Below are 24,561 nucleotides of genomic sequence, written 5' to 3'. Positions count from 1 at the left end.
CCACGCGTTGACGACCGTTTTGCGTGGTGCCGAGATGGGGCCGCTGCGCAGGATCTGCGGGGAGCAGTGGTGTCCGGTTCAAGCAGTTCGCGGTGGATGCCGCGCTGGGGTGCGTGTTTGCTGGCCGGCCTGTGGGCTGCGGTGCCGGCCATGGCCCAGACCCAAACCCAGACCCAGACCCAGAACCTCACCGACACCTACCGCCAGGCCCTGGCGGCCGACCCCAAATACCGCGCCGTGCTCTACACCGCGCGGGCCACCGAGACCCTGCACGACCAGGCCTTTGCCGGCTTTCTGCCCACGCTGCGCTTCGAGGCCGAAAGCGTCGAGACGCGCCAGCGCATCATCAGCAGCGAGAACCCGATCTTCGGCCCCGGCACCACCGACTTTCCCACCCGCAGCCGCACGCTGTCGCTGGTGCAGCCCTTGTTCCGCAAAGACGTGATCGAGCGCTTCGAGCAGGCCAAGGCCAGCGTGCAGCAGGCCAGCTACACGCTGCTGGCGGCCGAGCAGGACCTGATGCTGCGCACCGCCAGCGCCTACCTGCAGGTGCTGGCCGCGCAGGACGCGCTGGCCTTTGCCACCGCCGAGCGCGAGGCGCTGGGCCGCGCACTGGAGCTGGCGCGCGAGAAGCTCAAGAGCGGCCTGGGCACCATCACCGTGCTGCACGACGCCACCGCCCGCCATGCGCTGGCGCAGGCGCGCGAGATCGAATCGCGCAACAAGCTGGCCGATGCGCGCCAGGGCCTGCAAGAGATCACCGGCCGCGAGCCCGGCACCCTGCAAAGCCTGCGCAGCGAGCTGCCGCTGGCCGTGCCCGAGCCGGCCGAGCTGGGCGCCTGGATCGGCGCCGCGCGCGAGGGCAATCTGTCGCTGCGCGCGCGCGCCGCCGCGGTGGAGGTGGCGGGCATCGAGATCGAGCGCCAGAAGGCCGCGCACTATCCGAGCGTGAACATGGTCTACACCCAGAACCGCAAGGATTCGGGCAGCACCCTGTTTGGCGGCGGCAGCAATGTCGACACCCGCGAGCTGTCGCTGCGCCTGAGCGTGCCGCTGTTCGAGGGCGGTGCGGTGCTGGCCGTCACCAAGGAGGCCGGCTTCAAGCACCTGAAGGCGCGCGAGGAGCACGAGCAGGAGCGCCGCGCCCTCGAGCGCCAGACCCGCGCCGCCTACGAGGGCCTGGTCAGCGGTGTCGGCCTGGTGCAGGCGCTGGCGCAGTCGGTGCTGGCGCAGCAGTCGGCCGTGGCCGCGCGCGAGCAGGGTTATGCCGCCGGCATCAACACCCTGCTGCCGGTGCTGGATGCGCAGCGCGACCTGTTTGCCGCGCGCCGCGACCATGCCCAGGCGCGCTACGACTACCTGGTCAACCGGCTGAGGCTGGCGCAGGCGGCGGGCAGCCTGTCTGAAACCCATCTGGCAGAAGTGGGTGCCGCCCTTCAGTAAGCGCACCCTCATCGGCCGCCTGGCCGATGCCCTCCGCGGCGCCCCCGGGCCCGCGGCGCCGCTGCTTCGGCGCAAGCCGGTGGCCGAGCCGCTCGAGCCGCGGGTGCTGCTGTCGGCCGAGCTGCCGGTGCTGCCGCCCGATCCGGACCGCGCCGCCCTGGTGGCGCCGCTGGATGCCGGCCGCAGCCACGGTGCGCTGCAGATGGCCACCGATTTTGCGCAGGCCTTCCAGCCCGCCAGCGCGCCGCCCGGTGCCGCATTGCCGCAGCGCCTGGCCCTGGCCGATGGCTGGGGCACGCTGGACCTGCTGGCGCCACCGGCGGCCGGCCTGGTGCTCGACTTTGGCGCGGTGACGGCCGGCCTGCAGGTGCAGATCGCCGGCGACGGCCTGGTGCAGGTGCGCGATGGCGCCGGCAACCGGCTGCAGGCGCGCGGCGTGCTGCAGCTGCTGGGCGGCAGCGGCGACGACCGCTTCACCTTCACCGGCACGGCCCTGCCCACGGCCGGCCTGCTGCTGCAGGGCGGCGGCGGGCACGACACGGTGGACACCTCGGCGCTGGCCGGCGAGCTGGTCTGCACCACCCATGCCGATGGCCGCGTGACGCTCGACGACGGCCACGGCCAGGTGCGGCTGGACGCGGCCATGGCCCTGCAGAGCGGCAGCGCCGGCGTGCGCCTGGTCGAAGAGCATGCGCCGGTGGTGGCCGGCCGCGTGCTGCAGGGCGTGTTCAGCAGCCAGGGGGCGCAGCTCTCGCTGGCTGCGCTGGCGGCGCTCGGCGCCACGCAGGCGCCGCCCACGCAAATCATCGTCATCGACCCCGCGCTGGGCGATGTGCCGGCCCTGCTGGCGGCGCTGTTTGGCACCCGCAGCGCCGAGCCGGCCGATGCATCCGCCCTGCGCCCGCCGCTGCCCGGCCTGGCGCTGGACGCTGCCGCGAACGCGGCCGGCGCGCCAGCGGCCGCCGGCGCCGCGCTCGACAACGCGCTGGTGGTGGTGCTCGACGCTGGCTGGGACGGCGTGGCGCAGATCGGCCAGCTGCTGCAGGCCTTTCAGGGCGTGGCCGCGGTGCAGGTGCTCAGCCACGGCGGGCGCGGCAGCCTGCGCCTGGGCAACCGCACGCTGAGCCTGGACGACCTGGACGACCACAGCACCACCGCCGCCGAGTTGCGCGCCTGGCGCCGCGCGCTGGCGCCGGGCGCCGACCTGCTGCTCTACGGCTGCAACGTGGCCGAGGCCGGCGACGGCGGCGCGGGCAGCACCGGCCTGGCCTTTGTGCAGCGCCTGGGCGAGCTGGTGGGCGCCGATGTGGCCGCCTCCACCAATGCCACCGGCAGCACGCTGCTGGGCGGTGACTGGGTGCTCGAGGCGCGGCTGGGCAGCATCGATGCCGCGGTGCTGGCCGCCCCCGGTTTTGCCGGCCTGCTGGCCGAGGTGCGGCTGGACGGCAACACCCTGGCCAACAGCTTCAGCATCACCGAATCCTCCAGCGCGGCCACCCGCTCCACGCTGCTGCTGGGCACCACCACCACGCCCTACAGCCTGGCCGACAACGTCACGCTCGACGGCAAGGCCGGCGCCGACGTCTTCACGCTCACCGCCGCGCGCTTCACCCACACCGGCCGCATGAACGTGATCGGCGGCGACGGCCGCGACACGCTCAACGCCGGCACGCTGGCCGGCCCGGCCACGCTGGCCATCACCAGCGTCAACGGCGACGGCAGCCTCACGGCCGATGGCAAGCGGCTCGACTTCTCCGGCATCGAGGTCATCAACGGCGGCCAGGGCAGCAACACGCTGAACCTGTCGGCGCTGGCGGCCGACCTGATGGTGCGCATCACCGGCGATGGCACGGTGGAGGTGGCCACGCTGGGCAACGGCACGCCCACGGTGTTTCTCAGTGCCGACCGGGTGCACAGCATCGTGGGTGGCAGCGGCCGCACGGTGTTCGTGATGGCCGCCGGCGCCAAGCTGGCCGGCACGCTGGATGGCGGCGCCAGCGGCCGCGGCATCCTCAGCTACAGCACGCGCTTCACGGTCGACGGCGTCAGCTACGTGGCCGGCGGCAAGGCCTATGCCGGCAATGCCGGCCTGATCTTCAACGGCGCCAGCGCCAGCACCAACAAGGGCGCCAACCTCAACGGCGGCCTGGCCGGCGGGTTCAGGAACATCCAGTTCGTCGTCGGCAGCGCCGGCAACGACACGCTGGGCGGCAATGCCACCACGGCCATGCAGGGCGGCGGCGGCGTCGACACGCTGACCGGCGGCTCGGCCGCCAACGTGCTGCAGGGCGGCGACGGCGCCGATACGCTCAACGGCGCGGCCGGCGACGACCAGCTCGGCGGCGGCGCCGGCAACGACCGCTACCTGTTCGGCAACGAGGCCTGGGGCCGCGACACGCTGACCGAGGCCGCCGGCCAGGGCGTGGACACGCTGGCCTTTGCCGGCGTGGCGCAGGGCCTCACGGTGGACATAGGCCCGCTCGATGGCGCCGGCCTCAGCGTGCAGCGCGACGGCGAGGCCACGGCCGCGCTCAGCGGCGTGCAGCGCATCGAGCGCATCGAGGTGCAAAGCCGCCCCGGCCTGGCCTACCTGTACCGGCTGGCCGACCACTTCAGCCGCGGGCTCGACAGCGGCGCCGCCGGCACCGGCGTGGAGATCGCGCACAGCTACGCCGCCGGCGTGGCCGCGGCCGACCGCACGGCCACCGTCACGCTCGACTTCAGCGCGATGACGGCGCGGCTGTACCTGTCGATCACCGGCAGTGCCGACGATGCCACCGTCACCGCCTACGCCGCCGATGCCGATGGCGCACGCACCGGCGCGGCCCTGCTCACGGCCCATGGCGTCACCGCCATCACCGGCAGCCAGGGCGGCACCACCTACCGCTTCGGCCAGGGCGCCGGGCTGAAGGGCCGCATCGACAACCCGGCCAATGCGCCGCTCGAGCGCAACGTGCTCGATTTTTCCGACAGCAGCAGCGCCATCGTGCTGGGCGTGGTGGGCAGCGGCGCGCCGGCCACACGCGGCTACACGCTCAGCGCCCTGAACGGCGGCCAGCGCGACGGTTTTGCCGGCATCGGCCGCCTGGTGGGCAGCGGCGGCGCCGACACCTTCACCGTGTTCGACAGCCTGCAGATCGACGGCGCGGACGGCCAGGACCAGATCAATGCCCAGGACGCCGGCGCGCACACGCTGGAAGGCGGCGCCGGCAACGACCAGCTGCTCGGCCAGGCCGGCGCCGATGCCCTGAGTGGCGGCGCCGGCAACGACACCCTCACCGGCCATGCCGGCAACGACGCCGCCACCGCGGGCGACACGCTGGACGGCGGCGCCGGCAACGACACCCTGCTGGGCAGCGCCCTGGCCGACACGCTGGGCGGCGGCACCGGCAACGACACCCTCACCGGCGGCGCCGGCAACGACACGCTGCAAGGCGGGGCCGGCGACGACCGCTATGTGTTCGACACCGGCTTCGGCCGCGACACGGTGCAAGACATCCCGGCCGATGCCAAGGCCGCCGATTCGGGCACCGACACGCTCGACTTCTCGGCCGTGGTGCTGGGCGCCGGCCAGCAGTTCACCCATGTGCTCAGTGGCGGCGCATTGCAAAGCGGTGTGGCCGCGCCGGTGGACGACACGCAGAAGTACGTACACGACGGCGAGTTCGGCGCCTCCAACGGCCAGGTGGGCGCGGCCGGCCTGGGCAGCGGCACGGCCGATCTGGTGACCGTGGCCGCCGGGCAGCTCAAGCACATCGACAAGATCGTGGCCAGCGCCGGCAGCAACGAGTTCATCTTCGGCAACGACTGGGGCCTGAGCGAAGGCCTTACCGACTACATCACCGCCAACAAGACCAACCACACGCTGAGCATCGACACCCAGCGCGTGGTCGATCCCACGACCAACGACGTGACCTGGGTCAACGTCGACCAGGACCTGCCCGCGCTGGCCACCCACAGCTACAGCGGCGCGGCCGCGGCGGTGGCCGTCATCGGCATCGACCGCGGCCACGACGTGCTGGTGCTGGCCGGCGACACCGTGGCGGTGCAGGTCGGCCAGGCGCTGTACCTGCTGCAGGGCGCCACGGTGGCCGGCCAGAGCAACAACACCGGCGCCGGCCTGGCCAGCTACACGGTCGAGTCGGTCGAGCGCGTGGCCGCCAGCGGCAGCACCCCGGCCATGACCCGCGTGACGGTGCGCGAGGCCCTGGCCATCGACACCCAGCCCGGCGGCGACGGCCTGCTGGCCGACCGCCAGCTCAGCGGCCTGCAGATCACGGTGAGCGGCCAGCAGATCACGCTGGCCGGCGGCGGCGACCTGAGCGCGCTGCTGACCGACCAGCGCGAGCTCAGCATCGGCGGCCTGCGCCTGACCGTGGCCGGCGCGGCCAGCCACGACGCCCAGGGCACGCGCTTCAGCGTGGCCGAGACGCTGGACGACGCCCAGCGCGCCACGCTGGCGGCCGCCACCAGCGCCCACCGCCTGCTGGGCGATGTGGCCGGCATCGACCGCGGCGGCGACGTGTTCATCGTGGCCGGCGACCAGCGAGCGCTGTTCAGCGCCGGGGCCGAGCTGCAGCTGCGCGACGCGGCGGCGGCCAACAACTCCAGCAGCGCCGGGGGCTACGCCGTGCAGGCCGCGGCGCTGGCGGGCGGCAACACCCGCATCACCGTGGCCCAGGCCATTGCGCAGGATTTCGATGCCGCCCAGGCCGGCACGCTGTCGCGCGACTTCACCGGCGCCATCGTCGCGGCCGATGGCCGGCAGCTCAAGCTGCGCGGCGACTGGTCGGCCTACTTCGCCGCCCTGGGCAGCACCCGCTTCAGCCTCAGTGCCACGCCGCTGGCCGGCGGCGCGGCCAGCACGCTGCAGCTGCAGGTCGCGCAGGCGGCCGGGCAGGCGCCCAGCTACCACGCGGCGGCCACGCTGACGCTGGATTTCCGCGCCGTCACCAAGCCGCTGAAGTTCGAGTTCAGCACCGACAAGGACAGCGGCCGCACCTCGCTCAAGGTGAGCCTGGTGGCCAAGGCCGATCTGGCGGCGCTGCTGGGCCGCTTCGGCTCGGCGCCGGGCTGGGTGGCGGGCCTGTTCAACGACAGCGACTACAACACCATCACCTTCACCGACGTGGGCGCCAACACGGTGGTCTACGGCGGCCGCGAGGCCAACACCTTCAGCGCCGCGCCGGGCACCGACTTCAAGGGCCGCGTGGTGGCCGGCGAGGGCTTCCGCGCCGGCACCGGCGTGGCCTACGACCTGCTGATGGGCAACCTGCTCAGCTTCGAGTCGCCCACGCTGCCCCCGGTGACGGTGCAGAACACGCTCGACTACTCGGCGGTGCTGGTCAGCGGCCAGGGCTTGAAGGCCGGGCTGAAGAGCCTGTTCAACGCCGCCAACCTGGGCAATACCTTTGCCGCGCAGGCGGCCACGGCGCAGCCGCGCTTCTCGGGCGGCATCAGCGGCATCAACCACATCGTGTTCGGCCCGGGCGCCAATGTCTATGTCGGCACCGGCATGGTCGGCAACCTGAACCTGATCAACGATGCCGCCGAGCTGAAGAAGCTGCTCACCGGCGGCCAGGTCACGGCCGGCACCAAGGCCGCGCTGATGCGCAGCTTCTTTGGCAGCAGCAACACCTTCACCGTGGGCGGCAACCTGCTCACCGAGCTGGCCGGCCTGGCGCTCGACACCGGCAGCAAGGCCGCCGGCCTGATCGCCAAGCTGCTGCAGCCCGGCACCTTTGCGCCCGGCTTCCACCTGCTGGCCGGCAAGTCGGGCGCCGACACCTACAAGTTCAAGGGCATCTGGGGCTGGGCCGCGGTGGCCGAGTACCCCGATGTCAAGGTGGCCGGCGTGCCGCTGCCGGAGGCCTTCGACACGCTGGATTTCTCGGCCGTCTCCAGCGATCTCAACTTCACCATCGTCGAGGTCACCACCGACAACATCGCCGGCCTCAACAGCCTGCTGGGCGCCAACAGCGATGGCAGCGGCGCGCACTTCACGGTGGGCACGAACCTGGTGCTGGTCAACGATGTTTTCGTCAACTCGGTGGCCGGCGCCGAGGACAAGACCGTGGCCCAGGGCAAGACGCTGACCATCGGCGGCGTCAGCTACGAGTACGGCCTGAACATGGTGCTGGCCAACGACATCGAGAACATCGTCGGTGGCCAGGGCGTCAACACCTTCCGCTTCGTCAGCACCAGCAGCGGCAAGCGCCCGTCGCTGCTGGGCAGCATCAGCACCGGCAGCGGCGGTAGCGTGGTGCTCGACTACAGCCTCTACGACCCCGGCAACAGCGGCAGCAAAGGCGTCACGGTGGACCTGGGCGCCGGCCCCGACTGGACCATGCCGCACTCGGGCGATGTGCTGGTGCCCGGCCTGGTGAGCATTCCCACCGTGGCCATCACCTACGGCAGCGCCGACGCGGTGCAGGGCTCGCGCCTGTTCGGCGGCGAGGCCATCGCGCAGTCGCTGGGCGTCGATCCCAAGCTGCTGCTCACCCGCCTGGTGGCGGTGGCCGGCGGCCAGAACGTCACCGGCACCCCGCGCAACGACACGCTCAGCGGCAACTCGGGCAACAACATCCTGGTCTCGAGCGGCGGCGCCGATGTGCTCGATGGCGGCTCCGACGCCATCACCCGTGGCGAGACGCCGATCACGCCGGTGTCCTACGGCGGCAGCGCGCAGCCGGTGCGCCAGGGCGACATCGCCAGCTACGAAAAATCGGCCGGCGCGGTGCTGATGCAGCTGGGCGACGCCGGCAGCGAAGGCCGGGCCTGGATGGGCAACCCGGTGCAGCGCCTGGTGCTGCCCGCGCATGCGGTGGCGCTGCACCTGGGCGTCGAGAAGTCGCCCGACGGCGCCGGCACGCTGGCCAGGCCGGTGCTGGTGAGCACGCCGGCCACGCTCAGCCGCAGCAGCACGGCGGCCGAGCTGCAGGCGGCGATCCAGCAGCTGGTCAGCGCCAGCGGTTTTGGCGGCAGCGCCACGGTCAGCGGCCAGGGCAGCAGTGCCGATCCCTGGGTGGTGACGGTGGATGGCGTGGGCGTGCCGCTGCTGCAGTCAGGCGATCCGGCGGTGCAGGTGCAGGCCCTGGGCTCGGCGCTGGACACCAGCCGCCTGCCGGCCGGTTTTGCCACGCTGAGCCAGGCGGTCACGGCCGCGGCCGGCAGCGGCTTCGAGCTGGCCTGGTCGCTGGGCAGCACCGGCGCACTGGAAGCCGGCGCCAGCGCCGCGGCGCTGCAGACGGCGCTGCGCGCGCTGCACCCCGCGGCCACGGTGGACGGCGCGGGCACCGCGGCTGCGCCGTGGCTGATCGGCTTTGGCAGCGGCCCGGCCATGCCCTTGAGCGCCACCGCCAGCACCGGCAGCGCCAGCGTGGTGCTCAACGCGGTGCAATGGGTGCAGGCCGGCGCCGGCGGCGCGGGCTTCACGCTGAGCCTGGGCGGCGCCACCACCACCGAGCTGCGCGCCGGCAGCAGCGCCGCCGAGGTGCAGGCCGCGCTGCGCAGTGCCGGCGCGGGCAGCGCCGATGCCGCCACGCGCGAGCGCCTGGCCGCGGTGACGGTGAGCGGTTCCGGCACCAGCGCCGAGCCCTGGCGCGTGAGCTTCGACGGCGCCAGCAGTGCGGTGGGCCTGCTCGGGGCCAGCCACGCGGCGGTGTCGGTGCAGGGTGCGCACCGGCTCACGGCCGCTGCCGGCAGCAGCTTCACGCTGGCGCTGGGCGCACGCGCCAGCTTTGGCGCCACGGCCACGGCCGACGACATCGCCGCCGCCCTGGCCCCCAGCGATGGCGCGCTGCTCAAGGTCACCGGCGCGGGCACGGCCACCAACCCCTGGCTGCTGAGCTGGCATGCCGGGTCCACCGCGCAGCGCCTGACCAGCACCAGCGCCGGCGTGCAGGTGCAGCAGCTGGCCGATGTGCGCTTTGCCGCCGCAGGCGCCGCCGCCGTGGCCGATGCCGCGGCCACCACGGTGCTGCGCAACATCGAAGGTGCCACCGGCGGCGCCGGCAACGATGTGCTGCTGGGCAGCGCCGGGCGCAACTTCTTCCGCTTCACCGACGGCTGGGGCAGCGACGTGGTGGTGGGCGGTGGCGCGCCGGCCGGCCAGCGCGACGTGATCGACTTCTCCGAGGTCACCACCGCCATCACCACCCATCAGCTGGCCGACCGCACGGTGTTCGAGACCACCGACGCCAAGGGCCAGCTGCACCGCGTGATCGCCTTCGGCGAGTTCGACGTGATGGATTCGATCAGCGCGCTGCAAAAGCGCATGGCCAAGCTGGGCGCCTGGCTGGGCGCCGGCGTGGGCCTGCCGGTGAACCTGTCCAAGGTGACCCTGCTGGCCGATGACGGCGGCACCGCGGCCGGCGCTGCCGCGGCCGCGCCGCTCAGCCAGGCCGAGCTCGATGCCGCGGCGGTTGAGGCCGTGCGCCGCTGGTCGCTCACCGGCGTGCCCGCGGCGGCCGGCATCGACCTGGCCACGCTGCGTTTCAACATCGGCGATCTCGACGGCGCGATGCTGGGCTACACCGGCGCCGGCGTGATCACGCTCGACCGCGACGCTGCCGGCCGCGGCTGGCATGCCGACGCCAGCCCGGCCAGCGAGGCCGCGTTCACGCTGGCCCAGGGCCTGGGCCGTGTCGCCACCGCCGGCAGCCCCGCCGCCGGCCGGGTGGATCTGCTCAGCGTGGTGATGCACGAGATCGGCCATGTGCTGGGCGTGGCGCACAGCACCAGCGCCACGCTGCGCCACGGCGTCACCGATGCCGCGCTGGCGCCGGGCGTGCGCTCGGGCTTCCCGCCCGAGCTGCTGCGCGAGGCGGTGGCGCTCAGCGGCGACAGCGAGGGCGCGTTGCTGGCCGGCGCCAGTTCCGACCAGACCGCGCTGAGCGAGGGCCTCACCGCCCTGGCCGGCTGGGTGAGCGGCTTCGGCGACAAGATCGACAGCCTGCTGAGCCCCGAGGTGCCCTTCATCGGCAAGACCGTGGGCGAGCTGCTGGGCTACACCCCCAGCATCGGGCAGGACATCGCGCAGCAGGTGGCCACGCAGATCGAGGCCCAGATCGGCCGCGTGTTCGCCAACCGCGCCCAGGTCAGCACCGCCGATCTGGTGGACGGCGTGCATGTGTTCGCGTCGCCGTCGAGCAACCCGCGCGAGTTTGTCGGCCGCATCCAGATTCCCGGCTTCTCGCTCAATGCGCTGGACCTGTCCACGCTCGAGATCCCCGGCGGCACGCTGGGCGACATCGCCTCGTCGGTGGCCAGCACGCTGGGCCTGCGGCTCACCGGCGACGCCTCGCAGCTCAAGGTGGCGGGCAACATCGAGCTGCTGTTCACGTTCGGGCTCGACGCGGCCACCGGCGCCTTCTATGTCACCGACCCCACGCTGTCGGCCAGTGTCGACGTGGGCGACAAGCCGGCCACGGTGGTGGCCGTCAGCCAGGGCGGCCACAGCGTGCTGCTGGCCGCGGCGCTGGGTGACCGCAGCGCCGATTTCACCGCCGGCCAGACGCTGGACATCAGCGGCTCCACCGGCGCGGTCAACGACGCCACCTATACCGTCATCAGCGCGTCCTTCGCCGACGGGCAGACGCGCCTGGTGCTGGCCGAGGCGCTGGCCAGCACCACGCCGGCGGCCGCCGGCCAGGTGCTGCTGCGCGGCAGCGGCGGCGCGGCCGACAGCGCCTATGCCATCGGCGGCCTGCAGGCGCGCGGCGACCAGTTCACGGTGCAGGGCGACCTGACCACGGTGAACGCGGCCGACCCCGCCAAGTGGTCGGTGGCGCTGGCGGCGGGGCAGAAGGTGTATGTCTCGGGCTCGAACGGCAACGACGCGTACTACACCGTGCAGTCGGCCCGCTACGACGCGCTGACCGGCCTGACCACGCTGACCGTGGCCGAAGACATTGCCAGCAGCCTGGCCGGCGGCCGCCTGCGCCCCACCTTCGACCTGGGCGTGGCGCTGGGCCCGGTGGGCCTGGGCGTCAACGATGCGGTGCTGGGCGCCAACCTGGGCATCCAGCTGGTGGCCGGCGGCCGTCTGGGCACGGCCGACCTGCTCGACGCCGAGGCCCGCGACAAGACCGTGGCCGACCTGGCGCCCGGCCTGCCGCAGCTGCTGGCCAGCAGCAGCTTCGACGTGATCCTGCCGCTGCAGCCCACCGGCGCGCTGCTGGGTGCCGACGCGCAGCCGGTGGTGCTGTCGGCCATCAGCGCCAACCAGCCGGCGCCCACCAGCATTGCGCAGTTCTTCGCGCGCATCGGCAGCGGCCTGAAGATCAGCGGCGACCTGGGCGAGATGTTCACGTTCAAGGGCCTGTCGCTGGACGCCATCCTGCAGGCCATCGAGCAGGGCCTGGACAGCCTGGTGGGCCACGCGCCGCAGACCGAGGTGCAACGCCTGGTGTTCCAGGGCCAGGGCAGCTTCACACTGCTGTACGACGGTCTGGAAACCGCCACCATCGAGCAGGGCGCCGACACCGCCGCCACCGCCGCGCGCATTGCCCAGGCGCTGATGGCGCTGGCCCCGCTGCGCACGGTGGCGGTGGCCTGGCACGAGGCCGATCCGGCCCTCAGCGGCGACAGCAGCGGCTGGGACATCCAGTTCCTGCAGCTGGCCGGCAACAGCCACGACGCCAGGATGCTGGCCAGCACCACGGCCGGCGTCGCCTTCCAGCTGCAGCGCGCCGGCCAGGACGCCGATGGCCAGCTTTATGCCAAGCTGCCCTTCATCGGCAAGAGCGCGGCCGAGTTGTTCGGCCAGGGCGGGGTCGACTTCGTCACCCAGCTGCACCAGGTGTTCCGCCAGGCCGCGGCCGCCGCGCGCGACCTCACCGAGCTGGAAGCCCGGGTCAATGCCGAGCTGGTGGCGCTGTTTGCGCCGCTGGGCCTGGCCGGCAGCCAGCCCTTCACGCTGCGCTATGCCGACTCGACCTTCTCGCTGGGCCTGAACCTGGGCCTCGACTACAGCGCCCAGCTGCCCATCGACCTGAACCTGGCCGAACTCGACCCGACGCTGGCCGCGGTGTCCGACACGCTGGGCCTGCGCGTGCAGAGCGGCGGCACGCTGACGCTGGACGCCAGCGCCTCGCTGGTCTTTGGCGCCGGCTTCGACCTGCGCGACGTGACCCAGCCGCTGGCCTTCGTCACCGACGATTCGGGCCTGCGCCTGAACCTCGACCTGCGCAACACCACGCCGCTGGACTTCAAGGCCGCGATCGACGTGCCGGTGATCGGCGAGGTGGGCCTGTTCGTGCGCGACGGCAGCGCCAGCCTCACGCTGGCCGCCGGCGCCACGCTCAAGGCCGCCGGTGGCGATGGCCGCTACGCGATCACCGATCTGGGCGCCAGCGCGGTGGATGTGTATTTCCGCGGCGAGGCGCAGGCCGACTTGCCGCTGTACTTCCCGTCCAGCGCGCTGCCGGTGGGTGGCAGCACGCGCGACCTCAACCACGATGGCCTGGCCGACAACGTGCTGCACCTGGCCGGCCAGATCGATGCCACGCTGGGCAGCGGCATCAGCACCCGGCTGAGCCATGTGGTGCCTTCGCTGCTGCCGGCCATCGACGTGTTCGCGCTGCTCAACGACCCGGCCACGCTGCTGCAGGGCCTGGACGGCATGTTCAGCGGCGTCAAGGCCGGCCTGCAAAGCCGCTTTGCCGCGCTGGCCCTGCCGCTGATCGGCGACAAGCTGAAGGACAGCGCCAACTTCGTCGACAGCCTGCGCAACAGCCTGCTGGGCGTGGCCAGCGGCCAGGGCGGCACCGATGTGCTGTCGAGCGCGCGCTACAGCAGCGGCAGCCTGGGCGCGTTTTTGGCCGACGCCGCGGCGCTGAACGCCGATGCCGACCCCGACAACGACATCACCGTGGCCGAGCTGGTGCTCGACCAGATCCGCGACGAGCTGTACCAGACCCTCGGCGCCGCGGGCCTGGACGTGCTGCGCGTGCCCCTGCTCGACGCCGAGGGCGAGCCGGTCTACGACAGCGCCACCGGGGCGCCCAGGCTGCGCTCGGTGAGCTCGGCCGACGATGTGCAGCTGGTGCTCGACGGCGACGGCCTGCGCTTCAACGTCACCCTCGGCGACAGCCTGCTGAAGTACATCTTCCCCGACGACCAGGACGGCACGGTCGAGACGCTGGAATACAACCCGCTGAAGGACGCGGTGTCGATCCCGATCGACTTTGCCGCCGCCATACCGGGCTTTGCGCTGAGCACCGGGCCCAACGACACCATCGACCTGCGCTTCAACTATGTGATGGGCCTGGGCTTCGGTGTCTCCAAGGCCGATGGCTTCTTCCTCGACACCGCCGGCGTCACCGCCGGCGGGCAGGAGCTGCAGCTCGACCTGTCGGCCACCGTGTCGGCCGGCGCCTCGCTGAACGCGCATGTGATCTTCCTCGATGGCCGGCTGGAGGACGTGGACGACGGTCGGCCCAGCGGCCTGTACGGCCAGTTCACGGTCGACCTGACCGACAGCGGCGGCAACGGCCGCTACACGGTGTTCAAGCCGGCCTTCCTGGGCAACCCGGTGAGCGAGACGCTGGGCATCACGGCCGAGCTCACCGCGGTGGCCGATGTCGACCTGGCCGCCAAGCTGAGCGTGCAGTCGATCGACGTGGGCGGCGGCCACACCTTCGACTTTCCCAGCATCACCACCACGCTGCGCTACGACCAGAGCTTCGTGCGCGCCACGCTGGGCACCAGCGGCAGCTCGTTCGCGTTTGGCGGCACGCCGCAGATCGTGTTCGAGGATGTCACGCTCAACCTGGGCGAGTTCATCACCGGCTTCATGGCGCCGATCATCGAGCAGGTGCACAACATCACCGGCCCGCTCGAGCCGCTGGCCGCCATCCTCACCGCCGAGATCCCGCTGCTCAAGCAGATGGGCGCCAAGCAGACCACCCTGCTCGACATCGGCGGCACCATCCTGGGCCAGACCAAGTACGCCTCGGCGGTGAAGGCGGTGCGGGCCATCGTCGAGGTGATCAACATGGTGAAGGCGGTGGATGCCTTCATCTCCGAGAACCCCGGCGAGCCGCTGCTGATCCGATTTGGCAGCTTCGTGGTGGGCGGCGACGCGCGCAACAAGAACAACCCCGAGGCCGTGCCCAGCAGCACGCCCGATACGCTGAACGTGAGCGGCCAGGTCAACCAGGGCGCGGCGCGCAACGTGGTGGGCAAGATCGGCACCACGCCGGGCTCGTGGCAGTTTCCGCTGCTCACCAGTCCCAAGGAGCTGTTCGGCCTGCTGATGGGCAAGGAGGTCACGCTCTTCAAGTACGACCTGCCCTCGCTCGACCTGCAGTTCATCTACCAGCAGGTGTTCCCGATCTTCCCGGGCCTCAACGCCAAGCTGGGCGGCGAGATCCGCGCCACCACGCACATCACGCTGGGGCTGAGCACGCGCGGCTTCATCGAGTTCCAGGCCAGCGGCTACAAGCCGGCCGACATCCCGCTGATCTTCACGCACGGCTTCTTCCTGGACGACCATGGCATCGAGGGCTCGGGCCGCGACGCGCCCGAGGCCACGCTGGTGGCCAAGATCACCGCCGGCGCCAGCGTGGGCATCGGCGGCCTGATCGAGGTGGGCGTGGAGGGCTACATCAAGGCCCAGGTCAACTTCGACCTCGCCGACGACCCGAACGACGGCACCGGCATCTACATCAACAACGACCCCAAGAAGGGCTACGCGATCGCGCCGGTGTACGACGGCAAGATCTACCTCGACGAGCTGCTCGACGACCCCGAGTGCCTGTTCAACATCTACGGCGACATCTCGGTGGGCCTGGATGCGTATTTCTGGGTCGGCGTCGATCTGGGATTCTTCGGCAAGATCACGATCTTCAGCGCGCGCAAGACCTTCTTCACCGCGGTGCTGTACGACTTCAGCTTCAGCTGCCCCGACGATGTGCCGGTGCTGGCCACGCTCAACAACGGCGTGCTGCACCTCGACATGGCGGCGCAGACCAAGGGCGACCAGATCGTCGGTGAGCGCTTCCTGATCACCGAGGTGCTGCTGCCCACCGGCGCCGGCGGCGCCAACGAGCGCTACATCCAGGTGGGTGCGCGCGGCGCGAAAAACTACTTCCGCCTGTCGGATGTGGGCCGCGTGGTCTCTGACGGCACGGCCTACGACGACGAGATCATCGTCGACGGCAGCATCGGCTCGGCGGTGGACGTGGTGCTGCATGGCGGCGCCGGCAACGACCGCCTGCTGGTCAGCGCCGACGCCGGTGGCCGCGTGCGCGAGCTGTATGGCGACGCCGGCAACGACAGCCTGGTGGGCAGCGACCTGGCCGACCTGCTCGACGGCGGCGAGGGCAATGACACGCTGATGGGCCTGAAGGGCGACGACCGCCTGGTGGGCGGCACCGGCAACGACACGCTGGACGGCGGCCTGGGCAACGACACGCTGCGCGGCAGCGCCGGTGACGACCGCCTGTACGGCAGCGACGGCAACGACGACGTGGCCGGCGAGGCCGGCGACGACCTGGCCTATGGCGGCATCGGTGCCGACCGGCTCGATGGCGGCGACGGCCTTGACCGCCTGTACGGCGAGGCCGGCGACGACCGCCTGATCGGCGGCGCCGGCGACGACGTGCTCACCGGTGGCGCCGGGCTCGACCTGGTGGGCGGCGGCAGCGGCTCCGACCGCATCGTCTGGGCGCTGGGCGAGGGCGCCGACGGCTTCATCGAGGGCGATGCCGATGGCAGCGGCGGTGTCGACACGCTGGCCGTCACCGCCGGCGGCAGCGCCGATGCCTTCACCGTGTCGGCCGCGGCAGCCGGCACCAGCGTCACCGATGCGGCCAGCGGCGAGCGCCTGAGCCGCGCCGACCTGGGCGTGCAGGTGCTGATCAACGGCCTGTCGCTGCTGGCCACCGGCATCGAGCGCCTCGAGCTCAATGCCGGCGCCGGTGCCGATGTGGTGACCATCAACGACCTCAAGGGCACGCTGGTGGCCAGCGTGGCCATCGATGCCGGCGTGGCCAGCGGCAGCAGCTTCGTCGAGCAGGTGGTGATGCAGGACGTCACCGACGCCGCCGGCGTGGTGAGCCAGGTGCCGGTGATGCAGGCCGCCACCGATGCCAATGGCAATGTGCGCATCGCCGCCGGCCGCATCGCCGGCAACGAGGATCGCAGTGCCCGCACCGAGCAGGCCACCCAGCTCACGCTGGGCGGCGAGGTGGTGGCCGGCAACCGCTGGCAGGTGGCGCTGGACGGCACGGTGTTCGCGGTGGATGCCGGCACGCGCAGCAACGACACGCTCGAGGCCCTGGCCGCGGCGCTGGCCGCGCGCATCAACCTGGATGCACGCTTCCATGCCGAGGCCGATGGCGCCAGCCTCACCGTGTCCGCCGCGGGCGGCGGCCGCAGCTTCTTCGTCACCGACACCACGGTCTACGCCAGCGCCGCCGCCGACAGCGACGAATCGGGCAAGTCGGCCATCCAGCGCAGCCCGCTCGAGGTGTTCCAGCAGTTCTGGCAGGGCACGGCCACCGCCACGCTCACCGGCGCGGCGCCGGCCGAGGTGCCCTCCACCTGGCGCATCAGCATCGGCGACACCGATTTCGAGGTGCAGGCCGTGGCCGGCGCCAGCCTCGACAGCATCGCCAGCGCGCTGCGCCAGCGCATCAATGCCGATGCCCGCTACCAGGCCGGCGGCAGCGGCGCGGACGTCGCGGTGCAGGTGCTGGATGCGGCCGCCGGCCCCTTTGCGCTGGAGCTGAACAAGAGCTACGAGGTGCCGTCCACCACCACGGTGGAGGTGCCCAACGTGGGCAGCGACGGCGCCGACGACCGCATCACCCTGCACGGCGGCCAGGCCACCGCGGTGGCCAACCACGCGGCCGATGGCGACGCCTTCACGCTGGCCAGCAGCAACGGCGATGTCACGGTGCAGCAGGCCGGCGGCCCGCAGTTCACGCTGCTCAACACCACGCGCAGCAGCCGCGGCCTGGCGCTGCAGGGCAGCGAGCCCGAGTTCGGCAGCGCCGACCGGCTGGTCATCCAGGCCGGCGCCGGCGACGACACGCTCAATGCCAGCGGCCTGCGCGAAGACCTGCTGGCCGTGCAGCTGCTGGGCGAGGCCGGCGCCGACACGATCACCGGCTCGGACTACGCCGACGTGATCGACGGCGGCCAGGGCAACGACACGCTCACCGGTGGCGCGGGCGTTGACCTGTTCTTCGACGCTGGCGGCACCGACACGCTGCGCGAGAGCTTCGACCGCGACCAGTCGCTGTTCGGCAACCTGTACGTCAACGGCACCATCACCGGCAACAGCGGCGGCAGCTTCTACCGGCCTGACCATGTCGCCGAGCAGGCCGCCAACGCGCTGGCCCAGGCCCGGGACGGCTCGCTGACCCTGCGCGACGGCCGCTTGAACGCGCTGGCGCCGGTGGTCAGCGTGGCGGCGCCGGCCGGTGCCGGCGTGGTGGTGGTGCAGCAGCCGGTCTACGGCAGCGACGGCCAGTTCCAGCAGCTGGGGCTGGCCTTCAGCGGCGCCAGCGTGGTGGCCGGCCAGGTGTGGGCGGTCACCGTCTCCAGCCTGGATGGCGCGGGCCAGCGCTTTGCCGCCACCTACAGCTACACCGCCGGCAGCAACGGCGATGTGCTGAGCATGGCCCAGGTGCTGCTGGCCCTGGCCGAGCTGGCCAATGCCGACAGCCGCAGCGAGCTCACCGCCGAGGACGCCGGCCCCGAGCCCATCGTGCACGGCATCATCGACCAGGGCGACCGCTATGCCGCCGGTGCCGAGGTCGAGAGCCTGGTCGATGCGCGCACCGTGCAGGAGATCTTCGAGCTGGCCGTGCTGCTGGGTGGCGACAGCGACAACATCCTGGCCGTCAACGACACCGACGGCCTGATCACCGTGGCCGGCGGCCAGCGCGCGGTGAGCGACTGGCAGGGCGCCGTCACGCTGGACAACGGCAGCGGCACCGGCACCGAGCTGTACCTGGTGGCGCTGAAGGGCACGCAGGCGCGCTACACCCTGGCCGACAGCGGCGGCACCGCCGGCTGGGACGATGTGGTGGTGCTGGGCACGGCCGGGCGCGACCTGTTCACGCTGGATGCCAACGCCAGCGTGGGCCAGGTGTTCTCGGGCAGCCTGCTCGATCCCGCGTTCCCGTACCGGCTTGCCGCCAGCGCCTCGGCCATCCTGCCGCGGCCCAGCCAGGCGGCCGAGATCTACACCACGGTCACCATCACCGGCCCCGGCGCGCTGGCCGGCGATGCGCGCCTGGTGATCGACCGGGTCGACGTGACCGGCAGCCGCCTGAGCCTGGCCGGCAGCAGCGCCAGCTTCCGCATCACGGCCGACGATGCCGCCACCGGCCGCGTCACCGCCGGCCGCAGCTACGCCGTGGTGCTGGGCGGCATCACCTATGCCTACACCGCCGTGGCCGGCGACACCGATGCGGTGGTGGCCGCGCAGCTGGTGGCCCTGGTGCGCGGCCCCGGCAGCGCCGGCGAGGCGCTGAGCTTCCAGAACGCCGAGCGCCTGACCGTGCGCACCGGCGCCGGCGACGACACCGTGACCTCGCGCGACACCGCGGTGCAGACCATCGTCGAGACCGGCGCGGGCAACGACAACATCACCATCGGCATGGTCGAGCAGGTGCCCGACCGCGGCAACGGCACCATCGACAACCCGGCCGGCGTGCCGGTGGTCGACCTCAACCACCTCAGCAACGGCGTCTCGGCCGCGGCCTGGTTCTACGGCGGTGCCGGCGACGACTACTTCCAGGTCGACCACAACGCCGCCGCGCTGTCGCTGTTTGGCGAGGCCGATGACGACACCTTCGTCGTCAACACCTTCCTGGTGCTGAACCAGAACCCCGACGACCCCGGCTCGATCACCAACCTGGCGCGCCTGTTCGGCGGCGGCGGCAGCAACCGCTACCAGTACCTGCAGAACGCGCCGGTGCAGATCCATGGCGGCACCGGCATCGACACCCTGGTGGTCAACGGCACCGCGGTGGGCGACAGCTTCATCGTCACCGACCGCTTCGTGGCCGGCGCCGGCCGCATCGTGGCCTTCACCGGCATCGAGAAGCTCGAGGTCAACGGCGCCGCGGGCGAGGACAGCATCTACGTGCTGTCCTCACCCGCGTCGCTCACGGTCACCATCCGCGGCGGCACCGGCAACGACACCCTGCACCTGGCCGGCGACCACCCGGTGCTGTTCAACGACCCGCCGGCCTTCAGCTACCAGCCGCCGGCCATCCGCGTGCAGGACGCGCCGTCCATCGTCTACAGCAGCGTCAGCTTCGACCCCTGGCGCCAGTACTTCAACATCGGCTGGTGGGGCGACCGCACGCTGTGGAACTTCGTGCAGCTGTTGGGCAACCGCGGCGTGGTCGACAGCTATGTGCGCGCCCTGGTCACGCTGGAGGTCAACAGCTGGTTCCGCGCGCTCAAGCAGACCTACCGCTATGTCGACATCAAGTACAGCGACGCCAACTACGGCAGCGGCCTGGCCGGCATCCTGAACTACGCCACCGCCAGCACGCGCTGGCACTTCGGCTGGGGCCACTGGTGGCGCTGGGACCCGTGGGTGGGCTACTCCTTCGACATGCCCACGATGTCCATCGAGGTGGGCACCGAGGTCTGGCCCGAGCCGCGCCTGGTGACCCCGCCCAAGGTCACGGTGGACCCGGCCGCCTTCGCGCTCAAGCTGCCGGCGGTGAACGACCTGAAGGGCGTGCGCGGCCGCCTGATCATCGACGGCGGCGAAGACACCCAGGCCAACCTCGACCGCGTGGTGGTGCACGACCAGGGCGCCGGTGCCGACCTGATCGGCGCGCTGCGCACCGTGGACGAGAGCAAGACCGATGCGTCGGGCAGCGTGGCCGTCACCACCTACCTCAACCTCACCGGCCTGGGCCTGGGCCGCGGCACGGTCAATGGCACGGCCTACGACGGCGTGCTGTTCCAGAACATCGAGGCCTTCGACCTGCTGCTGGGTGCCGGCAACGACCAGCTCACGCTCAGCGCCGGCCCGGTCGCCGGCAAGGCTGTGAGCACGCGGGTGTCGCTGGGCGCGGGTGACGACCGGGTCACGATCAGCGCGCTGCCCGGCCTGACCACGCTGATGGGCGGCGCGGGCTCCGACACCGTCACCGTCCACGCCGAGCAGGGCGCGGCGGCGCTGATCGCCAGCCAGCTCACGGTGCTGGGCAACGACGAGCTGTTCGAGCAGTCGCAGGCCATCACCTACAACGCGGCCTTCCACGACCCCCTCATCGCCGCCGCGCCCAGCGTGGTGATCCACAGCAACGGCGGCACCCAGGCCAGCCCGGCGCCGCAGAGCAACGCGCCCATCCTGTCGGCCAGCCGCACGGCCTTCGTCACGGTGCTGGGGCCGGTGGCCCAGGTCAGCACCAGCGCCAACATCCTGGCGCTGGCCACGCCGGTCGAGGTGTACTGGCAGCAGGCCCTGGTCACGCTGGGCGGCACGGCGCAGGGCGAGCGCTGGGCGCTGCTGCTCGATGGCCAGGACATCGGCTACAGCGCCGGCCAGGCCGACACGCTCGACAGCGTGGCCGCGCAGCTGGCCGCGCGTGCCGATGCCACGGTGTACGCCGTCAGCGCGGCCAGCGGCGGGCGCATCAGCATCACGCGGCGCGACGGCCGGGCCTTCACTGCCTCGGTGCTGCGCGGCTACGACAGCGCGGCCACGGTCAGCGGCGATCCGATGATGGATTTCCGCCAGTTCCAGCTCAGCGGCACGGTGCAGGCCGGCGCGGTGTGGCGCATCGCCTTCAACGGCGCGGTCTACAGCCGCACCGCCACGGCCAGCGACACGCTGCAGAGCATTGCCGCCGCGCTGCGCGAGCAGATCGGCGACAGCGCCCGCGTCAACCGCTACCTCGATGTCTACAGCGTGGCGCTCGATCCGGTCAGCGGCCTGCCCGCCGAAGACGTGATCCAGCGCCGCGGCGAGCCGGCCACCGGCTACCAGGAAACCGGCTTCCAGCTGCGCGGCCGCGCCATGACCGACGCCGCCGGCCGCGCGCTGTACGAAGACGCGCTGGGCCAGCGCGTCACCAGCAACACCGGCAAGCCGCTGTATGTGATCGACCAGGCCGGCGGCACGCCGCTGTTCCTGGACAGCCAGGGCCGCTTCACCACCCGCGACACCGGCCAGCAGGCGGTGGCCGTGGTGCAGGGCCAGGCCCTGCCGATGCCGCTGTACCGCAACAGCAGCGGCGAGCTCAGCAACTGGGCCGAAGGCGCGCTGCTCACCCAGGTGGCCGCGCTGGCACCGGTGGCCGGCCAGACCCAGGCGCTCTACATCGACGGCAACGGCAACCGCGCCGTGGCCCAGCCGCTGGCCGCCACCGGCGTGCAGCTCAGCGGCGTGCAGCTGTGGGGCTACTACCGCTACCCCGGCAACGTGATCAGCAGCACGGCCATCGGCCTCAACTACACCGTGGTGGTCGATTTCAACCACCCGCAGGCCGTGCCGCTGTACCTGCGCGTCAACAGTGTGGGCCAGCTCGAGCTGAACACCGAGCGCATCACCGGCGAGGTGTTCCGCGTGGGCGATGCCGGCACGGCGGTGGCCTACCAGAGCTTTCTCGACACGCACAAGGGCTACCGCGCCGGCACGCCGCTGTACAAGCACCGCAACCTGGCCGGTGAGTGGGTGGTCAGCGACGACGCCTTTGCCGGCCTGCGCCCGGCGGTGCTGAGCCTGGCCGATCTGCGCGGCACCGGCCTGCCGCGCAGCACCGGCCTGTTTGTCGATACCACGGGCGCGCTGCGCACCACGGCCACGGCCGGTGCGCGCCAGCTGGCCAGCCTGCAGCGGCCCACGCTGGTGAGCCTGTACCTCGATGCCAACGGCAACCCGAGCACCGTGGCCTCGGCCGATCCGCTGCGCCAGACCGGCCGCCTGGGCTTCCAGCGCACCGATGGCGCGGGCAACCCGCTGTTCATCACCGCCAGCGGCGTGGCGCAAACCGGCAGCGGCCTGCGCCAGGCCATCGTCCATGCCGACGAGCCGGTGTACCTCGACGACGAGGGCGTGCGCACGCTGGTGGCCAGCGGCCACCGCGAGGCCATCGCGGCCGGCAGCGGCACGCTGTACCGCGATGCCAACGGCTTCGAGACCACCAACCTGGCCAATGCCTCGGTGGTGGTCACGCGCGTGGCGCCCAGCGGTACCGCGCTGCTGCCGATCTACCTCAACGAGCTGGGCCAGGCCAGCACCACGCCCGGCGCCAACCGCCTGTATGCGGCCACCAGCAGCAACGCTGCGCCACTGGTCTACTACGACAGCAACGGCCTCGAGGTGCTGGCGCGCCATGCCACGCCGGTGGCGCGCGTGGTCAACCAGGCGGCCGCGCCGGGCACGGCCGGCTATGTCACCAGCAGCAACACGCCGGCCACGCTGAGCGTCTACCGCCAGCAGCTGGCCGTGGGCACGCGGCCCTTCCAGCTGCAGCGCACGGTGGCCGATGGTGGCACCGACACGCTGGTGGTCAACACCCTCAACGGCGCCGCCACGCTGAGCCTCAGCGCCACCGCGCTGGACGGCCTGGCCCAGGGCCGCATCGCCTACGCCGGGCTCGAGCAGCTGACCGTGCGCACCGGCGAGCAGGCCGATGTGCTGACGGTGCGCAGCACGCTGGCGGCCACCGCCGTCGATCTGTTCAGCGGCGGCGGCAGCGACACGGTGACGGTGGAAACCATCGCCAGCCGCACCCGCGTGGACACCGGCGACGGCAGCGACACGGTGCACGTGGGCACGGCCAGCCTGCCCTTCACCGACGACCAGGGCACGGTGAGCGGCATCACCGCGCTGCTGCAGGTGGACGGCGGCAGCGGCAGCGGCGACAGCCTGAGCCTGGATGCCGCCGGCGACCGCGTGGCCCAGCGCGTCACCGTCACCGACCGCACGGTGGCCGGGCTCAGCGCGCTGGCCATCGAGTACGCCGGCCTCGAGCAGCTGAACATCGGCCTGGGCCAGGGCAGCAACACGGTGCAGGTGGCCTCCACCGCGGCCGGCACGCCGGTGCACATCAGCAGCCGCCAGGGCGACGACAGCTTCAGCGTCGGCCAGGCCAGCCAGCTGGCCGAGGTGCGCAGCCGCGTCACGCTGAGCGGCGGCAGCGGCCAGGACAGCCTCACGCTGGACGACCGCGCCAACGCCAGCGCGCTGGCGGCCGGGCGCACCAGCGCACTGGCGGCCACGCTGGTCAGCGGCCTGGGCATGGCGCCGGGCGGCGGCATCGCCTACGGCCAGTTCGAAACCCTGCACCTGCTGCTGGGCGACAACGCCGGCCGGCCCGATGCGCTGTTCATCGCCAGCACGCATGCCGGCGTCACCGTGGTCGACGCCGGCGCTGGCGACGACATGATCAGCGTCGACACGCTGGCCGGCCTCACCACGCTGCGGGGCGGCGCCGGCAACGACCAGTTCAACATCGGCTTCAAGGCCGACGGCCTCAGCCAGACCCACCGCAACGGCATCGGCGCGCTGCTCACGCTGCAGGGCCAGGCCGGCAGCGACGAGTACCGCGTGGCCCTGGCCGGCAGCGGCAGCTCGGTGATCGATGTCAACGATGCCGCCGACCCCAGCGACCCCGGCGTTGATGCGCTCAAGGTCTACGGCACCGACCGCGCCGACACGCTGTTCCTGCGCAAGACCGCGGTGATGGCGGTGGGCGCCGATGGCCGCAGCGTGACCGAGCGCCTGAACTACGCGGCCAGCCTGCGCGGCGGCCTCAGCCTGTTCGGCCGCGATGGCGACGACAGCTTCGTGCTCGACGACAACAGCCTGGTCACCACCATCGACGGCGGCGCCGGCAACGACAGCTTCCAGGTCGGCCAGCTGTTCCAGTCGGCCCGCGATGCCGACGCCGGCCTGGCGCCGGCCGACCGCATCGAGACCGAGCTCACCACCCAGGGCTACCTCAGCAACGGCATCAGCGTGGCCAGCACGCTGCGCGGCGGCACCGGCGACGACAGCTTCGTCGTCTATCACAGCCGCAACACGCTCAACCTGAGCGGCGACGAGGACGACGACACCTTCCTGGTGCGCGCCTTCGTGCGCGTGGACCCCAACGACCCCAACGCCAAGTTCACCCACATCAACGG

Annotated in this window: 2 protein-coding genes (1 of these 2 running past the window's edge); both read left to right on the top strand. The window is 72.1% G+C overall.

Annotation, left to right across the window (positions count from 1 at the left end; genetic code table 11):
• The first annotated feature begins 150 nt into the window (after nucleotides 1-150).
• On the top strand, nucleotides 151-1,443 hold the full coding sequence (locus tag N4G63_RS26860; RefSeq protein ID WP_314600786.1) for a TolC family outer membrane protein: 1,293 nt from the start codon (nucleotides 151-153) through the stop codon (nucleotides 1,441-1,443).
• Nucleotides 1,427-24,561 carry the 5' portion of a DUF4347 domain-containing protein gene (locus tag N4G63_RS26855; protein WP_314600785.1) on the top strand. It continues 17,857 nt past the right edge of the window, so the window shows 23,135 of its 40,992 coding nt (coding positions 1-23,135); it begins with the start codon at nucleotides 1,427-1,429; the stop codon falls past the right edge of the window. Before N4G63_RS26860 ends, N4G63_RS26855 begins: the two co-directional genes overlap by 17 nt.

This window comes from Aquabacterium sp. OR-4, assembly GCF_025290835.2.
Lineage (GTDB): Bacteria > Pseudomonadota > Gammaproteobacteria > Burkholderiales > Burkholderiaceae_C > Pseudaquabacterium.
Note: the sequence above shows the minus strand (reverse complement) of the source record. Positions and strands in the feature narration are given on the sequence as shown.

Excerpts from the sequence above, each read along its gene's own strand:
- N4G63_RS26860 (WP_314600786.1), top strand. The coding sequence starts at position 151 with ATGGCCCAGACCCAAACCCAGACCCAGACCCAGAACCTCACCGACACC.